This window comes from Pandoraea cepalis, assembly GCF_902459625.1.
Classification (GTDB): Bacteria; Pseudomonadota; Gammaproteobacteria; order Burkholderiales; family Burkholderiaceae; genus Pandoraea; species Pandoraea cepalis.
The window spans coordinates 423,937-446,151 of record NZ_CABPRY010000001.1 but is presented as its reverse complement, the minus strand read 5'-3'; the positions used below and the strand labels follow the sequence as shown (position 1 = coordinate 446,151).

Sequence of the window (22,215 nt, the reverse complement as noted above, 5' to 3'; positions counted from 1 at the left end):
CCGGATGAAAATCGATCTTAACGTCGACCTCGGAGAAGGTTGCAACTACGACGAAGCACTCCTCGCCCAGGTCAGCTCGGCCAATGTGGCGTGTGGCTGGCACGCGGGCGACGCGGGCACGATGCAGCAGGTGGTGCGCTGGGCGCTGGCGTGCGGCGTGGCCATCGGCGCGCACCCGAGCTTTCCCGACCGCGAAAATTTCGGCCGCACGGAAATGCAGCTTCCGCTGGACGACATCCGCGCGGGCATGTTGTATCAGATCGGCGCCCTCGCCGCGATAGTGCGCGCCCAAGGCGGCTGGCTCTCGCACGTCAAGCCGCACGGCGCGCTCTACAATCAGGCGGCGCGCGACCCGGCACTGGCCGAGACGATCGTCGAAGCCATTCGCGCGTTCGACACCGACCTGGCGATTTTCGGGCTGGCGGGCGGCGAGTTGGTGAAGGCGGCACGGGCTGCCGGCATGCAGGCCGTCGATGAGGTCTTCGCCGACCGGGGCTATAACCCGGACGGCTCGCTGGTCAAACGTGGCACGCCTGGCGCATTGATCGAGCGAGAGGAAGATGCGCTCGCCCAAACGCTGATGATGGTGCGCGAGCAACACGTGCGCGCCATCGACGGCACGCTCGTGCCGATTCGGGCGCAAACCGTCTGTCTGCACGGTGACGGCGAACACGCACTCGACTTCGCGCGGCGCATTCGCGGCTTCCTGCTCGACGAGGGCATCGACGTCGCGCCGGTTCATCTGACCTGACTTCGCCGCCATCACAAGTCAAAAAACGCCGTCCGAGGGCAGTTCAGATCCCCCGGACGGCGTTTTCATTTCTCTACCGGCAAGCATCGGCACCTGCGCGGCACAGCGTTAGCGCCGATTGCGCCGATTGCCGCTTGATCGCCGTTATTGGCCGAGCGTCGGCATGACGAGCGACGACGCGGCATTCGCCGGACGTCCCTCCGACCAGCGACGCGTGACCACCTTCGAGCGCGTGTAGAAGCGTACCGACTCGGGTCCGTAGATGTGTTGATCGCCGAACAGCGAATTGCGCCATCCGCCAAACGAGAAGTACGACACCGGCACCGGAATCGGCACGTTCACGCCCACCATGCCGACTTCGATCTCGTCTTCGAAGCGCCGCGCGGCACCGCCCGACGTCGTGAACACCGCCGTGCCGTTGGCGTACGGATTACCGTTGATGAGCGCGATCGCTTCTTCCAACGTCTTCACGCGCACCACGGCCAGCACTGGCCCGAAAATCTCGTGGCGATAAATCGACATCTCCGGCGTCACGTTGTCGAACAGGCACGGGCCGATGAAGAAGCCGTCGTCGCGCTGTGCGACCTTGAGGCCACGGCCGTCCACCACGAGCTTCGCACCTTCGCCGACACCGGCGTCGACATAGCCGCGCACCTTGTCGCAATGCGCGCGGGTAATCAACGGCCCCATCTGCGCGACAGGGTCGGCACCGTCACCGACCGGCAGCGACGTCGCGGCTTGCGCCAGACGCGCCACCAACGCATCCGCCACGTCGCCGACGGCCACGGCCACCGAGATGGCCATGCAGCGCTCGCCTGCCGAGCCATATGCGGCGCCGATCAGCGCATCGACGGTGAAATCGAGGTCGGCGTCCGGCATCACCACGCCATGGTTCTTCGCGCCGCCGAGCGCCTGCACGCGCTTGCCGTGCGCCGACGCCGTGCTGTAGATGTATTGCGCGATCGGCGTCGAGCCGACGAACGACACGGCGTTCACGTCGGGATGCGTGAGCAGCGCATCGACCGCCGCCTTGTCGCCGTTCACGACGTTGAGCACACCGTCGGGCAGCCCGGCGTCCTTCGCCAGGCGCGCGAGCAACAGCGCCGCCGAGGGCACCTTCTCCGACGGCTTGAGCACGAAGGTGTTGCCGCACGCCACGGCCATCGGGAACATCCACAGCGGCACCATCGCGGGGAAGTTGAACGGCGTGATGCCCGCGCAGACGCCGACCGGCTGGTGAATCGAATACGTGTCCACGCCCGTGCCCACCTGCGGCGCGATCTCGCCCTTGAGCAGCTGCGGGATGCCCATGGCGAATTCGACCACTTCGATACCGCGCGTGACTTCGCCGCGGGCGTCGTCGAGCGTCTTGCCATGTTCCTGCGTGATCAGTTGCACAAGTGCTTCGCGATGCGTTTCAAGCAGCTCGCGGTACTTCATCATCACGCGGGCGCGCTTCATCGGCGGCGTGGCGCGCCAGCCGGGCAAGGCGGCACGTGCGGCGGCCACCGCACCGGCGACATCCGTCGCGCCGCCCAGGGCCACCTGACGGATAACTTCGCCGGTGGCCGGGTTCGTCACTTCGCCGAAGCGACAATCGGCTTCTCCAGACGCGACGCTTGCGCCGCCAATCCAATGCTCGATACGTTCGGTGCTCACTCGTTGATTCATGTCGATGTCCGTGAAAACGCTGTCGGTGGGCGAGCGTCCGCCCGAGGCGGGCGTTCGCCCTGACTGTCTGATGGATGGCGGGGCGTCGCGCGGCGGCCGCCCAGCCTTGCGGTGGATGTCGCTTACGCCGTCTCGCGAATGGCTTCCGCCACGATGCCGAACAACTCGTCGATCTGCGCTTCGCTGATGATGAGCGGCGGCGAGAACGCCAGGATGTCGCCCGTGTAACGCACCAGTGCTCCCTTCTCGAAGCACTTGACGAAGATTTCGTGCGCGCGTGCGCCTGGCTTGCCGTCGCGGTTGGACAGCTCGATGCCGCCGACCATCCCGAGGTTCCGGATGTCGATGACGTTCGGCAGATCGCGCAGACCGTGAATGACCTTCTCGAAATGCGGCGCAAGCGTTGCTGCGCGTTCGAAAAGGCCTTCACTCTTGTACAGATCGAGCGCGGCACACGCCGCGGCGGCGGCCAGCGGATGACCCGAGTAGGTATAGCCGTGGAAGAACTCGATCGCGCCCGAGTTACCGGCGTCGACGATGGTGTCGTGCACGCCCGTCTTCACCGCGACGGCGCCCATCGGAACGGCGGCATTGTTCACGCCCTTGGCCATCGTCATGATGTCCGGCGTCACGCCGAAATACTGGGCGGCGAACGGCTTGCCCAGGCGGCCGAGTCCGGTGATGACTTCGTCGAAAATCAGCAGAATGCCGTGCTTGTCGCAGATCTCGCGCAGCTTTTGCAGATAGCCGTGCGGCGGCACCAGTACCCCCGTGGAACCGGCGAGCGGCTCGACGATCACGGCGGCGATGGTCGACGCGTCGTGCAGCGTCACCAAACGTTCGAGTTCGTCGGCCAGATGGGCGCCCCAGGCCGGCTGCCCCTTCGTGAAGGCCGCTTCCTTGATGTTGAGCGTGTGCGGCAGATGGTCGACCGCCGGCAGCAGTTGCCCCGAATAGGCCTTGCGGTTCGGCGAGATGCCGCCGACCGAAATGCCGCCGAAGCCCACACCGTGGTAACCGCGCTCGCGACCGATGAGGCGCGTGCGCTGGCCTTCGCCGCGCGCACGATGGTAGGCCAGGGCGATCTTCAGGGCGGTGTCGACCGACTCCGAGCCCGAGTTCGTGAAGAAGATGCGATCGAGCCCCTGCGGCGTGATTGCGGCGATCTTGCTGGCGGCCTCGAACGCCTTCGGGTGTCCCATCTGGAACGTCGGCGCGAAGTCCATCTCGCCGGCCTGCTGACGGATCGCCTCGACAATCTCGGTGCGACAGTGGCCGGCGTTCACACACCACAGACCGGCGGTGCCGTCGAGAATCTTGCGATTGTCCGACGACGTGTAATACATGCCCTCGGCCTTCACCAACAGGCGCGGCGAGCTTTTGAACTGACGGTTGTTGGTGAACGGCATCCAGAACGCCGTCATGTCGAGATTCAGGTCTTTCATGTTCATCGCGGGGTCTCCCCAGAGCTTGGCTCGATCAGAATGTCCCGCGCTCGGCACGACGGCGCGCCACGGGTGGATGGGATCGATCCTACGAGAGACGAACCGATACAGACATGTACAGTCACTCGTAAAATGTATATTCTGTATTGGTCAATCGCCTCAACTGTATTGGCAACAGCCGATGCCCCGATACCATGGTCCAACCGCTTGCCTTTTCCCTGAACCGCGCCCAACCGGAAGCGCTCGTCGATCAGATCGTGCGGGAGGTCGAGCGAGCGTTACAGCGTCAGACGCTGCACGGCGGCATGCGCATGCCGTCGATCCGTTCGCTGGCCAAGGCGCACGGCATCAGCACGTTCACAGTGGTCGAGGCGTATGACCGGCTCGTCGCGCGCGGCACGCTCGTGGCCCGGCGCGGCGCGGGCTTCTTTGTCGCGGGGGCGGCCGACGCACGAGACACTGGGCTGACCAGCCCCGGCGGCGCGCTGGCGGTGAGCACCACAGCCAGCGAAGTCACCAATGCGTGGCTGCTTTCCGAGATCTTCGCGGACGACGCGATCGCGGTGAAGAGCGGCTGCGGATGGTTGCCCGACAGCTGGCTCGACGAAGACGGGCTGCATGGCGCGCTGCGTTCGCTCTCGAAGGGGCCGGGCGCGCATTTCGCGCACTACGGACATCCTCGGGGCTATGGGCCGTTGCGTCAGTGGCTGGCGCGGCGTCTCGGCGAGTTGTCCATCGACGCGCCGCCCGAGCATATCGTGCTCACGCATGGCGCGACGCAAGCGCTCGACCTGGTGGTGCGCACGCTGCTCAAGCCGGGCGATACGGTCTTGGTCGAGGCGCCGGCGTACTGCAATCTGCTGGCGGTGTTGCGTCTGGCGGGCCTCAACGTCGTGGGCATTCCACGCACGGAGGCCGGTCTTGACCTCGCGGCGCTGGAGCAGGCGGCGCAGACGCACCGTCCGCGGGCGCTGTTCGTAAATCCGGCGTTGCAGAATCCGTTGGGCACCTCGCTCACACCGGCGGCCGCGCATCGCATCTTGCAGTGTGCCGAGCAGCATGGTTTCTGGATCGTTGAAGACGACATCTATCGCGAGTTGGCGCCGGCGGGCACGCCGTCATTGGCGGCGATGGATGGTCTGTCGCGCGTGATCTACGTGTCGAGCTTTTCGAAGACAATTTCGCCGTCGGTGCGCGTGGGCTATCTGGCGTGTTCGCGCGATCTGGCGCATGAGATTGCGCGCAGCAAGATGGTCGCGGGCCTCACGTCCTCGGAAATCAACGAGCGCATCGTGCATGCGATTCTCACCGAGGGACGTCATCGCAAGCACATCGAACGCCTGTCGGACCGACTGACGCGTTCGCGTGCGCGTCTCATCACGCAGTTGCAGTCGCACGGGGTGACACTGCTGGCGCAGCCGGAAGGCGGGATGTTCGTGTGCGGCAGCTTGCCGGAGACGGCGCAACCGGCGCGCGAGCTGGCCGAGGCGGCGCTGTCGGAGAGCATCATGTTGGCACCGGGCGAGTTCTTTCTGGCTCACAACGAGCCCTGCCACTGGTTCCGCTTCAACGTTGCCTATTCGGACGACGCGCGCCTGTTCCGCTTTCTCGATCAGGCGGCGGCGGGGAAGTTGGCGGCATGACGCTATGCGTCGGCCGATGGGATCTGGTGGGTGAGATCGCCGGTCGGCCGTCGACGACCAACCGACCAAGGCTCGCCAGCAATGTCAGCTTCGCCGTTACTTGGCAGCGCTGTCGACGAAGGCGGCAGTATACGTCTTCGACAAGTCGATGTCGGCCGCTTTCACCGCGGGCATGATCGCGGACAGCACCCTCAGCACGGCTTGCGGCCCCCCCGCAGGCATACGCCCGTCGCTCGTGAACATCGGCAAAAATGACTTCATCGAAGCAACATACAGTGCCTTTTTGCCGGTGTAGTAGTTGCGCGGCAACTGATCGACGATTTGCTCGGCACTGTGAGCATGGAGGTATCGCAGTGCGCCGACAATCGCTTTGACCAGCCTTCCCGTCTCGTCCCGATGTGTCTCGACCCACGCCGTGGGCATGTAAAGGCATGCCGCAGGATAGATGTCGCCGAGGGCATCACGCGTACCCGCTTCGGTGCGCAGGTCCACCAGCACTTTGGCCTCGCCCGTCAATAGCAGTTCAACCGCGGTAGGATCGGTCGTCATACCGGCGACGATCAGATGTTGCCGCATGGCGGAAATGAAAGTCTTACCGGCATCGACCGGTACCAGCCGATAATCGTCTCTATCAAGACCCACTTTGCTTGCAAGATATTGGGTCAGGAAATCTGTCGACGAACCGAGCCCGGTCACGCCTAACGATTTGCCCTGAAAGTCGATCAGCGAGCCAATCTTCTCTTGCTGGGTGGTAGAGACCAGCTCTACCTCGCCAGGCACGTCGGAGAACTGCACCACGGATTCGACTTCGATCCCCTTGCTTTGCAGATCGATTGTGTGGTCGTAAAAACCCGCCACGCCCTGTACCGATCCCGCGATCATCTCGTTCTCGGCATTGACCCCGGCCGGCTCCGTTACGACGGCGACATCCAGCCCCTGCTGCGAGAAGTAGCCAAGTCGTGTCGCCAATATCACTGGCAAATAGATGATCTTGTCCTCGCCGCCGACCATGATCGTAATCTTCTCGGCGGCTTGGACGATGCTCGCGAACGAACAGCATCCGACCAACATGACCGTCGTGACGGCAATACGCCTCAAAGTGCTCATGCTTTTTCCCGTGTACGCAATATAAAGTCTGGCGGCATCGCTGCAAGGCATGCAGTCTGTATCCGGGTGCGCGCTATGTTCCGCGCGCCGGAAACCGGACAACGGCACTGAGTCCGACGCCGCCCGGTCGGCTCGACAACTCAACGACACCGCCGCAAGCCTTTGCCGCCTCGTTGACAATGGCGAGGCCAAGCCCGAACCCGTTATTGTCGGAAACGTTTCCGCGGCTGAAGCGCTCGAAGACATGCGGCTTTAGTGTGTCCGGTATGCCCGGACCCGTGTCGTCAACCTGCAGAATTGCGTACGCGTCCGCGAGCCCTGCGTGGACGGTCACATTGCCGCCGCGCGGAGTGTAGCGCACCGCGTTATCCACAAGATTGAAAAGTAGCGCATGGACCAGGGCTGGGTAAGACATCACGCAGACGTCCGCACTGCTTGAGCTCAACCCGAGATCGATGCCCCTGTCATCCGCCAGCAACGACAGGTCGACCAGTATCTGCTGCGTCAGCTCAAGCAGATTCACATTCTGACGCGGCAGATGGGTGCCTCGAGCGGCTTCCGCGTGGGAGAGACTCAGCAACTGGTTGATGAGATCCTTGAGACGCCGGGTACATGCCCTCACGGCGCGCAGCGTTTCCTTCAACTCGGGATCCACGGCAAGGTGAGCGGCGTAGTCGAGTTGTGTGCTGACAAGCGCGACAGGCGTGCGCAACTGGTGGGCCGCGTCTGCGACAAACCTCTTCTGTATGTTGACCTGTGCGGTCAGACGCGTTGCATATTGGTTGATCGTCTCGACGATGGGTTGCAGCTCGCCTTGCAACCGCACCGTGTCCAGCGGCGTCAGATCGTCCGCTTCGCGCGCCTCCAAATCTCTGCGAAGCAACAAAAGCGGCCTCAGTTCGAGCGTCAATCCGACGATCATGAGCGCCAGCGCCACCGCGAGCAGCACCGACTCCTGAATAAGGACAGGCCGCCATAACGTGGCAATTAGACGGTGGAAGGCATTGTGGCCCTCGGCTACACTCACCGATACCGATATCGTGCGTCCGTTCCTGTATACGCGGCGCATCAATGTCACCATGCGCAGGCTATTGCCGCGGTACGTTATATCGCTATAAGAAGGCCCGCCATTATCCGGTGCAACGCCTTCGGGCAGATCCGGCCAGCCGGCGAGCAGTTCGCCAGGCGTTGCGCGCACCTGGAAATAAACGCGATCCCGCGCTCTTGAAGCGAACATCCTGAGTGCCGCCGGCGGTGTTTCTGCGCTCAATCGCTCGTCCTGCCAGCGCACCTGCCCGGCCATCACCTCGGCGGACGCGAGCAGCCGGCGGTCCTGAACCAGGCGCGCGGTGCTGCGCGCATTCTCCAACGACAGTCCGGCCATCAACGCCAATACCAGGGTCATGGGCACCAGAACCCACAGCAGCAGGCGAACGCGCAACTGGTTCATGTCGTTGCGCCGGCATCGCGCAACAAGTAGCCCAAGCCGCGCAGCGTGAGGATACGTGCCTGGGAGCCCGCAAGCTTGCGGCGCAGACGGTGCACGTAGGTCTCGATAGCGTTTTCGCTCGCCTCGCTGCCAAGATCGAATACCTTGACCATCAATTGCGCCTTCGTCACCGTCTTGCCTTGGCGCAACATCAGCGTTTCAAGCACATCGTGCTCGCGCAGCGTCAGTTCGAGCGGCAGGCCCGCTGCCCGGAACTCGTGGGTATCCAGATCGAACTGCAGATCGGCGCACTGCACGATCGATTGGCTGCTACGCCCCCTCCTCCGAATAAGCGCCTTGATGCGCGCAACGAGTTCCCTCAGCTCGAACGGCTTGTCCACGTAGTCATCCGCACCGTGATCCAGACAGTCGACCTTGGCGTCGACCGATGCGTTGGCCGTCACGACCAGCACCGGCATATCGTTACGCCGCCGGCGGATGTTGCGCAACACGCTACGCCCATCCATGCCCGGCAGACGAAGGTCGAGCAACAACAAATCGTACTGCGACTGCTCGATGTGATGAATGGCTGTCGAGCCGTCATGCACGCACTCGACAGTAAAGCGCTCTGCCTGCAATGCCTTGCTGAGCCAGAGCGCAAATTCCAGGTTGTCTTCTACCAGTAGTAGTTTCATCGAGCTATCCAACAGTCCACACCGAAACTGTGTCGGCAATCCGCCTCCGGTTGCGCAAAACAAGCGACAGGACAGCGGCGGGTCGCACGTAGCTGGACGAAACGTCGCTTGCAGAGATCACGAATCTCGCAAAGGACGGTGATCGATGATCCCGGGTTTCTCGGCTCGGGGATATTCGACTGGCCAAGCGACGTCGGACTTCAAGTCGTCTTGGCGAAGCCGCGGCTGGGGCGCGTTTCACCCGAGTGCCGCACTTGCGTCGAACGTTCGTCTCGCACCGTTTCCTCGCGGTCGCTCAGGCTGCGCCGATCAGGAGGTATCCGCGCAAGCGCAGACAGCTCCTGTCAGACGTCATTTTTTGCGGAAAAGGGCATTTGGCAGCAAATTACGTGCCCCTTCCGATTCCGGCAATCGGTTATTTCCCTCCCTTGGCTTCGCTCGCCAGCAGCGTATTGGCTTTGATCGCGAAGTCATTTGTGTACGTCGCGTCGAGATTGATCGGCTTAACGATCTTGCCGGCCAGCTTTTCCACGGCGAGGACGGTCTCGGGGCCGCCCTTCGGCATCATGCCGTCCGGTAGAAACTGGCCCTTGTCCTGCTCGAGCGCTTTGACGTATTCCTCCTTGCTCGACAGCTGATTACTGACGAAATCCTTTGGCAGATGATCGGCGATCTCCGCGGCGCTATGCGTATGGATCCAGTGCATGGTGGCGACCATCGCGTTGACGACCGCCTGCGTTTCGACCGGGTGTGCCTTGACCCACTCGCCTCGCGCAAGCACGCTGGCCGTCGGCCAGTAGCCGCCCAGCCACTTGTTGACGCCCGGGCCGGTGGCAAGGTCGATCGCGGAATAGCCGAGATGCATCTTCTCGACGGCATTGACGGTCGGTTGAGTCGTCATTCCGCAGACAATTCGGTTGTGTTTGAGCGAGCCGATCAGGGTCGGCCCCGCACCAACGCCCACGCGGGTGAAGTCTTTTGACGTCAGGTGGTAGCGGGCAGCAAGGTAGAGCGTCAGGTCGTCGGTTCCCGACCCGACGTCCGTCACGCCCACCACCTTACCTTTCCAGTCGGCCGGCGTCTTGACGCCGGCGTTGGTCGCACACATCTCCCGCTCGCCCGGCGCGCCGCTGAGCTGGACGATGCCGATCACGTTCTTGCCATGCTGCTGGAAATCGATGGTATGCAGGTACCACGCCCCCGCCATCTCGACCTGCCCGGACACCACGGCCTCTTCCGCGCCAACACCGCCGGCCGTTTCCGTGCTCAACTGCATGTCAACGCCGTACTTCTTGAAGAAGCCGAGATTCTGTGCGAGCTGGTACGGCAGATAGATCTGCTTGTCGATCCCGCCGATCATCATGCTTACTTTGGGTAGCGTGGCAGCCATGGAGTGGCCGCTGATCAGGCCCACGGCGCACAGCACGCCCGCCAAAAGCTTTACTGCGTGTGATTTCTTTTTCATGACTCTCATCTCCTTGGATATTCGGGATTCCGCGAGGAGATCCCTTGTCGGTGGTTTCCACTCGTATTGCCTGGGTTGGGCGCGATCAAACGCCCGGCATATTGCTATCGGCACCCGTAGGGGGCTGCCAGGAAAGCAGTCGCTTTTCCAGCATTGCCATCAACACTTCCGCGCTGAGCGCGACGACACCGATGATCAACATCGCGCCGAAGACACCATTGGCGTCGAACGTGTTCTGTGCCGTCGCGATCACCAGGCCCAGGCCTTGCTGCGCGCCCAGAAACTCGCCGACGATGGCCCCGATGATCGAGAAGCCCAAGGCGACGTGCAGGCTCGCGATAATCCACGTCATCGCGGAGGGGAAGACCACGTTCGCGATGACATCGAAGCGCGATCCGCCCAGAATGCGCACGTTGGCGATCAGGTTGCGATCGACGCTGCGCACGCCCTGGAACGCGTTGAAGAACACGACAAAGAACACGAGGACGGCGGCCAGCACTACCTTCGACGGCATGCCGAGCCCCAGCCACATGACGAGCACCGAGCCCAACACGATCCGCGGCAGCGCGTTGACGATCTTGATGAATGGGCCGACCACGTCTGCCAGATACGGGATCTCGCCCAACAGCACGCCGAACAGGATGCCGGACGTCACGCCTGCAATAAAGCCGAGGAGCGACTCTTCGATGGTGACCCAGATCTGTAGCCAAATAGAGCCGTAAGCTGTCCCGCTGCGAGCCCATTCAATGAGTCGAGCGACGATCCCGCTCGGCGATCCGAAGAAAAACGGGTCGATGACTCCCCAGTATGAAAACAGCTGCCAGCCGCCGACCAACAGTACGAACAGGGTCGCCCGCCCCAACCAAACGAGGTTCTTGCGACGCTGTGCCTTGCGTCGCGCGGCTGCCGCCACCGTCACCGAATCGCTCCCTGCTATCGCGCCGTTGAGCTTTGCGCTTGAGTTCGAGCTGGTCATGCTGCGGCCCCCCTGACCTTCGCTGCGGAGGTCGTTCGGGAATAGGCTTGCTCGACTTCCTCGCGCAGCGATTCCCAGATTTGTTGATAAAGATCGAGAAACCGCGGATGAAAGCGGATCTCCTGCACTTCGCCGCGCGGGCGCGGCAGGTCGATGTCGAACACCGCCTTGACGGTGGCAGGCCCGGCGGTCATCACCACGACGCGATCGGCGAGGGCGATCGCCTCCTCCAGGTCGTGCGTCACAAACAGGACCGACGGTCGGGTGCGCTCCCATAGCGTCAGCAATTCGTTGGACATGATGGCGCGCGTTTGCACGTCGAGCGCAGAGAACGGCTCATCCATGAGAAGCATGGAGGGTTTGTTGATGAGTGCGGCGGCAAGGCTGACGCGCTTGCGCATGCCCCCGGACAGCTGATACGGGAAGTAGTCTTCGAAGCCCGAGAGACCGACAATCCGCAGCCACTCACGCGCCTCGTCCATCGCGGCCTCTTTCGGGACGCCACGAAACGACGGCCCGAGCGCCACATTCTTCAGGATCGACTTCCAGGGAAGGAGGGCGTCGTTCTGGAAGACAAAGCCGGCACCGCCGGAAATGCCGTCGACGGCCTGGCCAGACACCTTGACAACGCCGGCGCTGGGTCGATACAGCCCCGCAGCCAGCGTCAAGGTCGTGGACTTGCCGCATCCGGTCGGCCCCACCACCGCGCAGAACATGCCCGGCTCGATGACGAGGCTGACATCGCGCAACACCGTTTTTTCGGTGCCGTCTCGCGTGGGAAAACGCTTCGTCACCCCGGAGAACTGAATACCTCCTTGCCCTGCTGAATTCGCTACCATCGCAAAACCTTATGTCGTGTACCCATCGACATCCGACCAAGTGGTGGACGCCGATGAGTGAATTGCAAAAATCTCACGCTGCCCACATCGAGCTCTCTTCGAACCCGTATCGGGCTACCCCTTCAGTGACCCATTGCCGAAAGGCAAGCACCGGCTTGAAAATTTAGAATCACTGAAACTTTCGAACACGCCGATCACCCATATAAATAGGACTCCTATCTTCATAGACTTGCAAAGCACTCGAATGACAGACTCCGCGCACCACTCAGATTTTTTGGCTACGAGAATCGCACTTAGCAAGCGCTGTCGGAAAAACGCATTGGCGTCGATTCTTCCGTCTGACTCGTCAACGTTCGATCAGAAATGCCAGATGCCGCCGGCCTCGATACGTTTCGCCGTCGCGGCAGACAGTCCCGTCGAGTTCTGGAACGTCTTTTGCCCCCACATCACCTCGATGCCCACGTCGACGGTGCGGAACGGTCGATAAATCAGGTTGAGGTGAACGGTCTTGGTAGTGACGGCGTTCTGCGGATCGGCGGGCAGGAACGATGCCAATCGCTGGTGGTTGTATCCGAATCCAATGTTCGAACGCAGCTTGTCGGTCCACCAATGCTGGAAGAACAGGCCTCCCCCAAGCTCGGGCTGAACCTGGACATCCGTGGCCCCCGTGGGATTCGCGGCCGTTCCGTTGTTGATCGCAAGCACGGAAGCCGTGTTGGCACCGAAATCGTCCGGAATGTATCGGCCCAATGCGCCGTACCAGATCTGGCCGCCGAAATTGTCACGACCATATCCGCCGCCCGCCTTCGGCAGATTGAATGTCGCGCCCATCAGCATCGCGCCCGCAAGCTTTGTCGTGCGCGATCCATTCTGGTCGGTAAAGCCGAGCTCGCGGGCAATCCCTGAAACCTGAAAGTGCCCCCAGTCGGCTTCGCGCTCGTATTTCACGCTCAGATCCGGGAACGGATTCGATTTCGTCACGGCCTCGATGTTGCCGCGCGTGTCCTGGTAGCCGGTCTGCGGGTTTTCCAGTGCGAACGACACGGCACTGCCTTTGCCGAGCGGCATCGTGTAACGGACTTGCGGCGTGCGCGCGGCCGGAAGACCTGCCTGTCCGGCGTTGTCGAACGTTTCGACCGCGTCCGGGTCGTCGATGAAGTTCGAATTCGCCATACCGACGAGGAACCCGCCAATCGTGCCGTAGGCGGTGACCACGCGAGCACCCCAGCTATTGTTCTGCAATGCCTGGTTGTTGTCGCCGCCCGAGACGAAGCCGTAGAAGTCGAGTCCGAAATTGGTGGTGATGTTGCCGTACGGGCTTGGCGTGCTGCTCCCCACGACCAGTCGTGAAACCTTGTCCTGGAAATGGAACGTACGCGCCGATTGCGCTCGGGCGTTGCTGCCGGCAGGATCCAGGTTGCCTATCGCAAACTTTGGTCCGAGATTTTCGGTGGGATCGTAAATGCCCTGAAAATTGATGAAGCCGCCAATACTGAGCGAGGTGTCGGTGCCCGGGACGATGAACGACCCCGGCATGGCGCCGCGACGGATGTACTGGTCCGAAATGCTCATCTGCTCGGCCTTCGTCGGCGGCAGACTCTCGGCCGGCGCTTGCGCCACGGATACCGCGACGGGATTCTTGGCTGTCTGGCTCTGCGCCATTTTCAACTGATCGAGCCGTACCGACAGATCGTGAATCTCCGCCTGGAGCTGGCTCATGTCATCGGCATGTGCCGCCGGCATCGCGCCGAGACCGGCAATTGCGCAGCACAGGACTTTCGCCGACAACGACTTGTCCAATTTCGAACGACGTTCTCGCCTCTTAGGTAACTTCGCCCACCGTTTCATCCGTTGTCTCCTGCATCTGATTGTTGTTCATGCAAACCCGCTCAAGGAAGCTTCGTGAGCAGTGAACGAATCTTAGGGAGGACTAGCTGTCAACTAGCTGACGCTGGCGGGACTGAATTGACGGTGTTTACCCGGGGCGGTGAGGAAGTGGGCGGCGTGGGGTCTGCGGTCTAAGTCCCCTGCGGCAATTGCCTTGGAGGAGACGCGTCGGTCCGTTCGAGCAAGGCGAGCCGGAGGCGCGCGTTGTCGTGAAATACCATACGGTTGCGTAGCACGTCCATACCCACGGCGATCACGTGACGATTCGACCCGGTGTCGAGCCGCATCCGAACCAGGCGTCCGTTGACGTGCACCGTGATGAAAGGATCGGTCTTGTGAACCGGATCGCCATACCGGATGGACGCTTCGAAAACCGGTTCAACCGACCGCCACGGCGCGCTGCATCGTTCGTGCGCCGCATGAGCCAGCAATGGCGCCGAGAGCATTTGACGCCGACCATCCCTGGCCGCCGCAAACGTCTCACGCCTACGCCACGCCCACGACCCCAAACCGCTCCCGATACGCCACCGGTGTCACGCCGTACTGACGTTGAAAGGCGCGCCGCAGGTTTTGTTCGTCGCCGAAGCCCACCCGTGCGGCGATGCGCTTGAGCGGCGCATCCGAATCGAGCAAGGCAAACCGAGCCGCTTCCAGGCGCATGCGCTCGACCGCCTTGGCCGGCGTCGACCCCGTGCGCGCGAGATAACTCCGCGCAAACGTGCGCGCGCTCATGTTCGCCTGCTCGGCCAGCCGCACCACCGACAGATCGCCATCGAGCCGTTCGGACATCCACGCATGCAAATCCCCGAACGGCGCTCCCGCCGCGACCTGCGCCTGTAACGGCGGACTGAACTGCGATTGCCCCCCGGCGCGCTTGAGGAACACCACCAGCCGGCGCGCCGCCTGCAACGCGATATCCGCACCCAAATCGTCCTCGACCAGCGCCAACCCCAGGTCGATCCCCGCCGTAATCCCCGCCGATGTCCACACCGGATCCTCACGCACATAAATCGGATCGGACTCGACCCGCGCGTTCGGAAAGCACGCCTGCAACATCGCCGTGTCGAGCCAGTGCGTCGTCGCGCGACGTCCATCCAACAACCCCGCCGCCCCCAGAACGAACGCCCCCACGCACACGGAACACACGCGCCGCACGCGCGGCGCATAGGCGCGCAACCACTCGCCCACCTCACCCGGCACCGCCGGACGATGCGCCACGGCTCCGCCCACCGCGATCAACGTATCGACGGGCATCGCGTCGAGTGCGCGCATCGGTTCGGTATGCAACGTGATGCCCGACCCCGTCTCCACCGGCCCGCCGTGCTCGGACACCACCACGGTTCGGTACGGCGTCGCCTGCCCCAACGCCGCGAAGTTGCGGATAACGGCGTGAAACGCATCGAGCGGTCCGGCCAGATCCAGCAACACGAACGGCGGCACGATGAGAAAGGCAACGAGACGAGGTGGGTTCATGGTCACGAGAACATGGGAGCGTCAGGCCGTCGCGGGCGCCGCACGGCGCTTCGCGTCGACGGCATACCATACCGTCGCCAGCGCCGCGATCGCGAGCAGCGGGAAGGTCGCCTGATTGATGGTGGCCCAGCCAAAGCGAGCGAGCAACTGCCCCGCGAACAGACTCGCGAGCGCCGTCCCGGCGAAGGTGATGAATTCGTTGGCAGCCTGCGCGCGAGCACGCTCCGCCGGACGATACGACATCGTGAGCAACGTCGTGCCGCCCACGAACATGAAATTCCAGCCCACGCCGAGCAACGCCAGCGCCGCATAGAAGTACGGCAGGCTCGTCGATGCAAGGGCGACGACTCCGCACAGGGCACTCATCGCAATGCCCGCCAGCAACACCGGCACCACACCCCAGCGCTTGACGAGATGCCCCGAGAAGAACGACGGCGCATACATTCCCACAAGGTGCCACTCGATGATGTGCGCCCCGTCGTCGATACTGTGTCCGCACGCCACCGCCGCGATGGGTGTTGCCGTCATGACGAACATCATCACCATGAAGCCGATCAGGTTGTTCGCCAGCGCCGCCACATAAATCGGCTGACGCATGAGCTCGCCGAGCGGTCTGGCCGGTAACGCATCGGCGTCGCCGGTCGCACCGCCGACGGCATGCACCGGTAAATCGCGCAGCAATCCGACGAGCAAAACCAGCGATATCGCCGAGAGGATCGCCACGACGAGATACGATCCCGCGAACGTCACCGGCGCGAGCCAGTCTTTACTGCCAGCCGCGAGCGCTGGTCCGATGACCGCGGCCAGCACGCCGCCGGTGAGCACGATGGAAATGGCGCGTGGCTTGTCTTCGAGCGGCACGACGTCGGCCGCGGCCAGCCGGTAATAGCGCGCGAATGCCTGAAACACCCCCACACATGCCGTCCCCGCGCAGAACATCGCGAAGTGGCGCTCGTAGATCGCCATGACCGACACCAGCCCGCCGACCGTGCCGAACAATGCGCCCAGCGCGAAGCCGAGACGCTGTCCGATGCGCTGAATCAAGATCGACGCAAAGATCGTGGTGATGGCGGATGCCACGGTAATCAACGAGAAGGGCAGCGTCGCATAACCTTTGTCGGACGCCAGCATGTAGCCGACGAGTCCCGTCAACGTCAGATCGACGGACAACCCCGCGGTGAATAGCGCCTGACACGCGGCCAACACCGCGGCATAGCGGCGGCCCATCGAACGATCGGGGCGCCCGGAATGCTTCTGGCGCCCGCTGGGTTCGGAATCCGTGGGGCGCGCGGCGCGCCCGGCAATGGCATCGGTCATGAGCGTGTTGTCGAACAAGTCGGAGAGTCGTCGGGAGCCCTCATCTTGCCGTCAGCCGGTTTGGCACGAATGCCAATCATGCATCAAAAAGTGCCACCTCGTCGTCGGGCACTTCGGGCACTTCGGGCACTTCGGGCACTTCGCGCACTTCGGGCGCCACTCAGCCGCCGCGAACAACAACCTTCCCGCCGCGCAGGTCGCCAGATCGCGCCAAGTCGGTGCGCACCAACTCAGCGCGCAGCCGCACCAACGTGCTTCTTTCGGAGGACGACACGCCCATGTACCCCGGTACAGAGTCCCCGGCGCACCGCGCGATCGCCCCCGCCGATTCGGCCCGCCAACGCGTCCCGCACGGGCCTGAGCGCACCTTGCGACGTCCGGCACTTCCCCTTCGCGCGAACGTGCACCGTGACCTCGCATGCCCAATTCCGTCCATCGCTGGCACGGCCTTTGCGTAAGTCCCCCGGTACCGGATCGACCGGTCTAACCAGGAAAGGGGAAGACGTACCATGAAACGACGCACGCTACTCCAGATGGCGGCCCTCTCGGGCGCCGCATCGCTGACGGGCATGGCGCCCAACTTGTTCGCGCAGAGCAAGTCGCCCATCAAGGTCGGCATCCTGCACTCGCTCTCAGGCACGATGGCCATCTCGGAGACGTCGCTCAAGGATGTCGCGCTCATGACGATTGCCGACATCAACGCCAAGGGTGGCGTGATGGGCCGCCCGCTCGAAGCCGTGGTGGTCGACCCGGCGTCGAACTGGCCGCTCTTCGCGGAAAAAGCCCGCCAGTTACTCACCAAGGACAAAGTCGCCGCCGTGTTCGGCTGCTGGACGTCGGTGTCGCGCAAGTCGGTGTTGCCCGTCTTCGAAGAACTCAACGGCCTGCTCTATTACCCGGTGCAGTACGAAGGCGAAGAGATGTCGAAGAACGTCTTCTACACGGGTGCGGCGCCGAACCAGCAGGCGATCCCGGCGGTGGAATACGTGATGAGCAAGGAAGGCGGCGGCGCCAAGCGCTTCTTCCTGCTCGGCACCGACTACGTCTATCCGCGCACGACCAACAAGATCCTGCGCGCCTTCCTGCATTCGAAGGGCGTGGCCGACAAGGACATTCAGGAGGTCTACACGCCGTTCGGCCACAGCGATTACCAGACCATCGTTGCCAACATCAAGCAGTTCGCCCAGGGCGGCAAGACCACAGTCATCTCGACCATCAACGGCGATTCGAACGTGCCGTTCTACAAGGAACTGGGCAACCAGGGTCTGAAAGCGACCGACGTGCCGGTGGTGGCGTTCTCCGTGGGTGAAGAGGAACTGCGCGGCATCGACACGAAGCCCCTCGTGGGACACCTCGCGGCATGGAACTACTTCATGTCGGTGAAGAACCCGACCAACGACGCATTCAAGAAGGAGTGGTTCGCCTACGTCAAGGCCAAGGGCCTGCCCGGCGGCGACAAGCGCGTCACGAACGATCCGATGGAAGCCACGTTCGTCGGCATGCATATGTGGAAGCAAGCCGTCGAGAAAGCGGGCAGCGTCGACGTCGACAAGGTACGCACCGCGATGATCGGCCAGTCCTTCAAGTCGCCGGACGGCTTCGACATGGTCATGGACGGCAATCACCACCTGCACAAGCCGGTGATGATCGGCGAGATCCGCCCGGACGGTCAGTTCAACGTCGTGTGGAAGACCAAGACCACGGTGCGTGCGCAGCCGTGGAGCCCGTACATCGCGGGTAACGAAGGCAAGCCCGACAAGGTCTGACCCTCCTTCCATTCCCTGCGCCGGCGCCGGATCGACGGCCGCCGGCGCGCGCAGAGGTTTTGATGATAACGATAAGACGCTGGACCGCTGCCGCCCTTGTCCTGCTCTCGCTGGGCGCCGCGCTGACCACTCCCTCCCTGGCCCATGCCGCCGTCTCTGGCGCTGACCTCACGGCGCTCGCCGGCGACGACTTCGACGCCAAATCGCAAGCCATCGATCATCTCGTGTCCGACGGCTCGCCGCAGGCCGTCGCGCTCCTCAAGGCGCTGGCCGACGACACGGTCGTGACCGTGGGCGATCGCCTCGCCATCCAGGATGGGGAGAAGACCCTCGATCCGATCACAGGCGCCCCTATCAAGGGCGAGAACGCGGGTTCGATCACGCTCAACAACGTGCTGCGCGCCAAGGTCGATACGGCCGCCGCCGCCGGCGCCTTGCGCTCGCCCGATCACGACGCCCGGGCGAAAGCCATCGAGACGATGCTGCAAAACCCGTCGCCCGCGTTCAAGACGCTCATCGAACAGGCGCGCCAGAAGGAGACCGATCCGACGCTGCGCAAACGGCTCGACCAACTCTGGGCGCAAACAGCATTGCATGACACCGACGCGAAGAAGCGTCGTGAAGCCATCGATCTGATCGCCGCGGCGGGTGACCCGCAGATGCGCGATCTGCTGCTGCCCATCGTCGCGAAGCAAGCGGACGGCACCTACGCCGAGCCCGACGCCAACGTGCGCAGCGCCGCCGACATCGCCCTGACGAAACTGGCCGCGGCGCAGCGCCGCAGCGAGTTCTTCGGCACGCTCTTCGCCGGCCTGTCGCTCGGCAGTGTGCTGCTGCTCGCCGCGCTCGGCTTGGCCATCACCTATGGCCTGATCGGTGTCATCAACATGGCGCACGGCGAATTCCTGATGGTCGGCGCGTATGCCACGTACGTGGTGCAGACCCTCTTTCAGCGCTTCCTGCCGGGGGCCTTCGACGCCTATCTGGTAGCCGCCGTGCCCGCCGCCTTTCTCGTGGCGGCCGCCCTCGGTTTCGTGCTGGAGCGTACCGTCATCAAGCATCTGTACGGCCGCCCGCTCGAAACGCTGCTCACAACATTCGGTATCAGCCTGCTCATGATCCAGGGCGTTCGCACGTTGTTCGGTGCACAGAACGTCGAAGTGATCAATCCGTCGTGGATGAGCGGCGGCGTCGCCGTACTGCCCAACCTCATGCTGCCGTACAACCGCATCGCGATCCTGATATTCGCGCTGGTGGTCGTGGCGCTCACGTGGTCGGTGCTCAACCTCACGCGCCTGGGGCTGTTCATTCGCGCCGTCACGCAGAACCGGTCGATGGCCGCCTGCGTGGGCGTGAAGACGGGACGCGTCGACAGCTACGCCTTCGCGTTTGGCGCGGGGATTGCCGGCCTGGGCGGATGCGCGCTTTCGCAGATCGGCAACGTCGGCCCGGACCTCGGGCAGAGCTACATCATCGACTCATTCATGGCCGTGGTGCTGGGCGGCGTGGGACAACTGGCCGGGACCATCGTCGGTGCGTTCGGCCTGGGCGTCGCCAACAAGCTGCTCGAACCGGTGTGGGGCGCCGTGCTCGCCAAGATCGCCGTGCTGATCCTGATCGTGCTGTTCATCCAGAAACGCCCGCAGGGCATGTTCGCGCTCAAAGGGCGCAGCGCGGAGGCCTGAATGCAGACATCGAACTTCCTGCCCGAAGGGATCGCCCCTTCGATCTCGCTGGACGTGCCGGCGCGCGCCCGGCTCCTGCCGAAGCATGTCGCGCCCTTGCTGTTCGCGTTCGTGCTGGCGGTAACGATTCTCGTGCCGGTTTGCGCCCTGGTGCTGCCGGCCACGCACCCGTTGCACTTGTCGGCCTACGCGATGACACTCGTGGGCAAGATCATGTGCTACGCGATCGCGGCGCTCGCGCTCGATCTGGTGTGGGGCTATTGCGGCATCCTGAGCCTGGGCCACGGCCTGTTCTTCGCGCTCGGCGGGTATGCCATGGGGATGTACCTGATGCGGGGCATCGGGCGCGACGGCGTGTATCACAGCAACTTGCCCGATTTCATGGTGTTTCTCGACTGGAAGTCGCTGCCCTGGTACTGGACCGGCACCGAGCATTTCGCGTGGGCGATGTTCCTCGTCGTGGCGCTGCCCGGCGTGGTGGCGTGGCTCTTCGGGTACCTGGCCTTCCGCTCGCGCGTGAAGGGCGTGTACCTGTCGATCATCACGCAGGCGCTCACGTTCGCCGCCATGCTGCTCTTCTATCGCAACGAGACCGGCTTCGGCGGCAACAACGGGTTCACCGACTTCAAGCGCATTCTCGGCTACTCGATCACGTCGGCGAACACGCGCACGGTGCTGTTCCTCGTGACGTTCGTCGTACTGATCGGCGCCTTCCTGCTGTGCCGCGCGCTGGTCGTCTCCAAGTTCGGCCGCGTGGTCACGGCCATTCGCGACGGCGAATCGCGCGCCATGTTCCTCGGCTACCGGCCGCTGAGCTACAAGCTGTTCGTGTGGACGTTGTCCGCCATGCTGTGCGGCGTTGCGGGCGCGCTTTACGTGCCGCAGGTCGGCATCATCAACCCGAGCGAGATGGCGCCGGTGAACTCCATCGAGATGGCGATCTGGGTCGCGATCGGCGGGCGCGGCTCGCTGGTGGGCGCGATTGCCGGCGCGTTCCTCGTCAACGGCGCGAAAAGCTTCTTCACGGCTTACTTCGCTGAGTACTGGCTGTTCTTCCTCGGCGCGATGTTCGTGCTCGTGCCCCTGCTGCTGCCGCAGGGCGTGATCGGCCTCGTCGCACAATTGTCCCGCAAGCGCACGCTGCACGCGCCGGCCGCCGCCGAAGGCGATGCGCCGCACCCTGCCACCGGAGACCGCGCATGAGACCCGACATCGACATCAGCTGGCAGATCGCCGACGCACCCGATGCATCCGTCACCGTCAGCGGCGACGCTACCGGAATGTCGCATCTCGTGGTGCCGGGAGAGATCGACACGTCGCACGGTCTTATCCTGTACCTCGAGAACATCTCCGTATCGTTCGACGGCTTTCGCGCCCTCAACGACCTGTCGCTGGCGATCAAGACCGACGAGCTGCGCTGCGTCATCGGCCCGAACGGCGCGGGCAAGACAACGATGATGGACGTCGTGACGGGCAAGACCCGCCCCGATGCCGGCCGCGCCTTCCTCGGCCAGACGCTCGACCTCACCCGGCTCGACGAGCCCGCCATCGCGCAGGCGGGCGTTGGCCGCAAGTTCCAGAAGCCGACGGTGTTCGAACATCACAGCGTGTGGGAGAACCTCGAACTCTCGTGTGCGGGCGACAAACGCTGGTTCCGCGCACTGTGGGACATGCTCACGCCGACCATTCGACGCCGCATCGAGGAAGTGCTCGCGCTCACGCACCTGGAGCATCAGGCACATGTGCGTGCGGGGCAGTTGTCGCACGGCCAGAAGCAGCGCCTGGAGATCGGCATGTTGCTCATGCAGCAACCGCAACTCCTGCTGCTGGACGAACCCGCCGCCGGCATGACCGACGAGGAGACCGCGCAGCTCGCCGAGTTGCTCAACCGGCTGCGCGGGCATTGTTCGATGATGGTGGTCGAGCACGACATGGCGTTCGTCGCCGCCCTCGCCGGCGAGACGGGACTCGTGACCGTGATGGCCGAAGGGCGGGTGCTGGCGGAAGGCACGCTCGATGTCGTGCAACGCGACGAGCGCGTGATCGAATCGTATCTGGGACGCTGA

17 protein-coding genes are annotated in these 22,215 nt (G+C 63.5%); 6 read left to right on the top strand and 11 right to left on the bottom strand.

What is annotated here, in order from left to right:
- The first annotated feature begins 4 nt into the window (after positions 1-4).
- Positions 5-751: a 5-oxoprolinase subunit PxpA gene (gene pxpA, locus PCE31107_RS01950; protein ID WP_130024607.1), complete on the top strand. Its 747-nt coding sequence runs from the start codon at positions 5-7 to the stop codon at positions 749-751.
- Between the two features lie 144 nt (positions 752-895).
- Here pxpA and PCE31107_RS01945 read toward each other — a convergent pair whose 3' ends face one another.
- Both PCE31107_RS01945 and aptA read right to left on the bottom strand, forming a co-directional pair.
- Positions 896-2,422 (bottom strand): CoA-acylating methylmalonate-semialdehyde dehydrogenase, encoded by a 1,527-nt coding sequence (locus PCE31107_RS01945; protein ID WP_174966519.1) that lies wholly within the window; start codon positions 2,420-2,422, stop codon positions 896-898.
- A 122-nt stretch (positions 2,423-2,544) separates the two neighbouring features.
- Positions 2,545-3,873, bottom strand: coding sequence for an omega-aminotransferase AptA (gene aptA / locus PCE31107_RS01940; protein WP_150606148.1), 1,329 nt, complete (start codon positions 3,871-3,873; stop codon positions 2,545-2,547).
- A 188-nt stretch (positions 3,874-4,061) separates the two neighbouring features.
- On the opposite strand from aptA, the gene PCE31107_RS01935 reads away from it, so the two are divergent.
- Positions 4,062-5,510: an aminotransferase-like domain-containing protein gene (locus tag PCE31107_RS01935; protein ID WP_150606146.1), complete on the top strand. Its 1,449-nt coding sequence runs from the start codon at positions 4,062-4,064 to the stop codon at positions 5,508-5,510.
- A 96-nt stretch (positions 5,511-5,606) separates the two neighbouring features.
- On the opposite strand, the gene PCE31107_RS01930 is transcribed toward PCE31107_RS01935, so the two are convergent.
- The 9 genes from PCE31107_RS01930 to PCE31107_RS01890 all read right to left on the bottom strand — a co-directional run bounded on the left by PCE31107_RS01930 (position 5,607) and on the right by PCE31107_RS01890 (position 16,698).
- A complete protein-coding gene (locus PCE31107_RS01930) occupies positions 5,607-6,617 on the bottom strand; it encodes an ABC transporter substrate-binding protein (protein WP_130024604.1) in 1,011 nt (336 codons plus the stop codon).
- A 73-nt stretch (positions 6,618-6,690) separates the two neighbouring features.
- On the bottom strand, positions 6,691-8,067 hold the full coding sequence (locus PCE31107_RS01925) for a sensor histidine kinase (protein WP_150606144.1): 1,377 nt from the start codon (positions 8,065-8,067) through the stop codon (positions 6,691-6,693).
- Positions 8,064-8,741, bottom strand: coding sequence for a response regulator (locus PCE31107_RS01920; protein WP_130024602.1), 678 nt, complete (start codon positions 8,739-8,741; stop codon positions 8,064-8,066). The genes PCE31107_RS01925 and PCE31107_RS01920 overlap by 4 nt, the downstream gene beginning before the upstream one ends.
- Positions 8,742-9,156: 415 nt before the next feature.
- Positions 9,157-10,155, bottom strand: coding sequence for an ABC transporter substrate-binding protein (locus tag PCE31107_RS01915; protein WP_246181683.1), 999 nt, complete (start codon positions 10,153-10,155; stop codon positions 9,157-9,159).
- A gap of 136 nt (positions 10,156-10,291) precedes the next feature.
- Positions 10,292-11,182, bottom strand: a complete 891-nt coding sequence (locus PCE31107_RS01910; protein ID WP_130024600.1) for an ABC transporter permease — start codon at positions 11,180-11,182, stop codon at positions 10,292-10,294.
- Complete coding sequence (locus PCE31107_RS01905; protein ID WP_130024599.1) at positions 11,179-12,021, bottom strand: ABC transporter ATP-binding protein; 843 nt, start codon at positions 12,019-12,021, stop codon at positions 11,179-11,181. The genes PCE31107_RS01910 and PCE31107_RS01905 overlap by 4 nt, the downstream gene beginning before the upstream one ends.
- A gap of 357 nt (positions 12,022-12,378) precedes the next feature.
- Entirely contained in the window at positions 12,379-13,809 is a 1,431-nt protein-coding gene (locus PCE31107_RS01900) for a DcaP family trimeric outer membrane transporter (protein ID WP_240756139.1), read from the bottom strand.
- Positions 13,810-14,394: 585 nt separating this feature from the next.
- Complete coding sequence (locus PCE31107_RS01895) at positions 14,395-15,381, bottom strand: GlxA family transcriptional regulator (RefSeq protein WP_150606140.1); 987 nt, start codon at positions 15,379-15,381, stop codon at positions 14,395-14,397.
- Positions 15,382-15,402: 21 nt separating this feature from the next.
- Complete coding sequence (locus tag PCE31107_RS01890; RefSeq protein WP_425494700.1) at positions 15,403-16,698, bottom strand: MFS transporter; 1,296 nt, start codon at positions 16,696-16,698, stop codon at positions 15,403-15,405.
- A 569-nt stretch (positions 16,699-17,267) separates the two neighbouring features.
- Between PCE31107_RS01890 and urtA the strand changes: the two genes are divergently transcribed.
- The 4 genes from urtA (at position 17,268) to urtD (ending at position 22,215) form a co-directional block, all read left to right on the top strand.
- A complete protein-coding gene (urtA, locus tag PCE31107_RS01885) occupies positions 17,268-18,464 on the top strand; it encodes an urea ABC transporter substrate-binding protein (protein WP_369751579.1) in 1,197 nt (398 codons plus the stop codon).
- A gap of 62 nt (positions 18,465-18,526) precedes the next feature.
- Positions 18,527-20,149, top strand: coding sequence for an urea ABC transporter permease subunit UrtB (urtB, locus tag PCE31107_RS01880; RefSeq protein ID WP_150606136.1), 1,623 nt, complete (start codon positions 18,527-18,529; stop codon positions 20,147-20,149).
- The gene (urtC, locus tag PCE31107_RS01875) at positions 20,150-21,352 is read left to right on the top strand and encodes an urea ABC transporter permease subunit UrtC (RefSeq protein ID WP_150606134.1); all 1,203 of its coding nucleotides are present in this window, start codon (positions 20,150-20,152) and stop codon (positions 21,350-21,352) included.
- Positions 21,349-22,215 (top strand): urea ABC transporter ATP-binding protein UrtD, encoded by an 867-nt coding sequence (gene urtD, locus PCE31107_RS01870; protein WP_150606132.1) that lies wholly within the window; start codon positions 21,349-21,351, stop codon positions 22,213-22,215. Before urtC ends, urtD begins: the two co-directional genes overlap by 4 nt.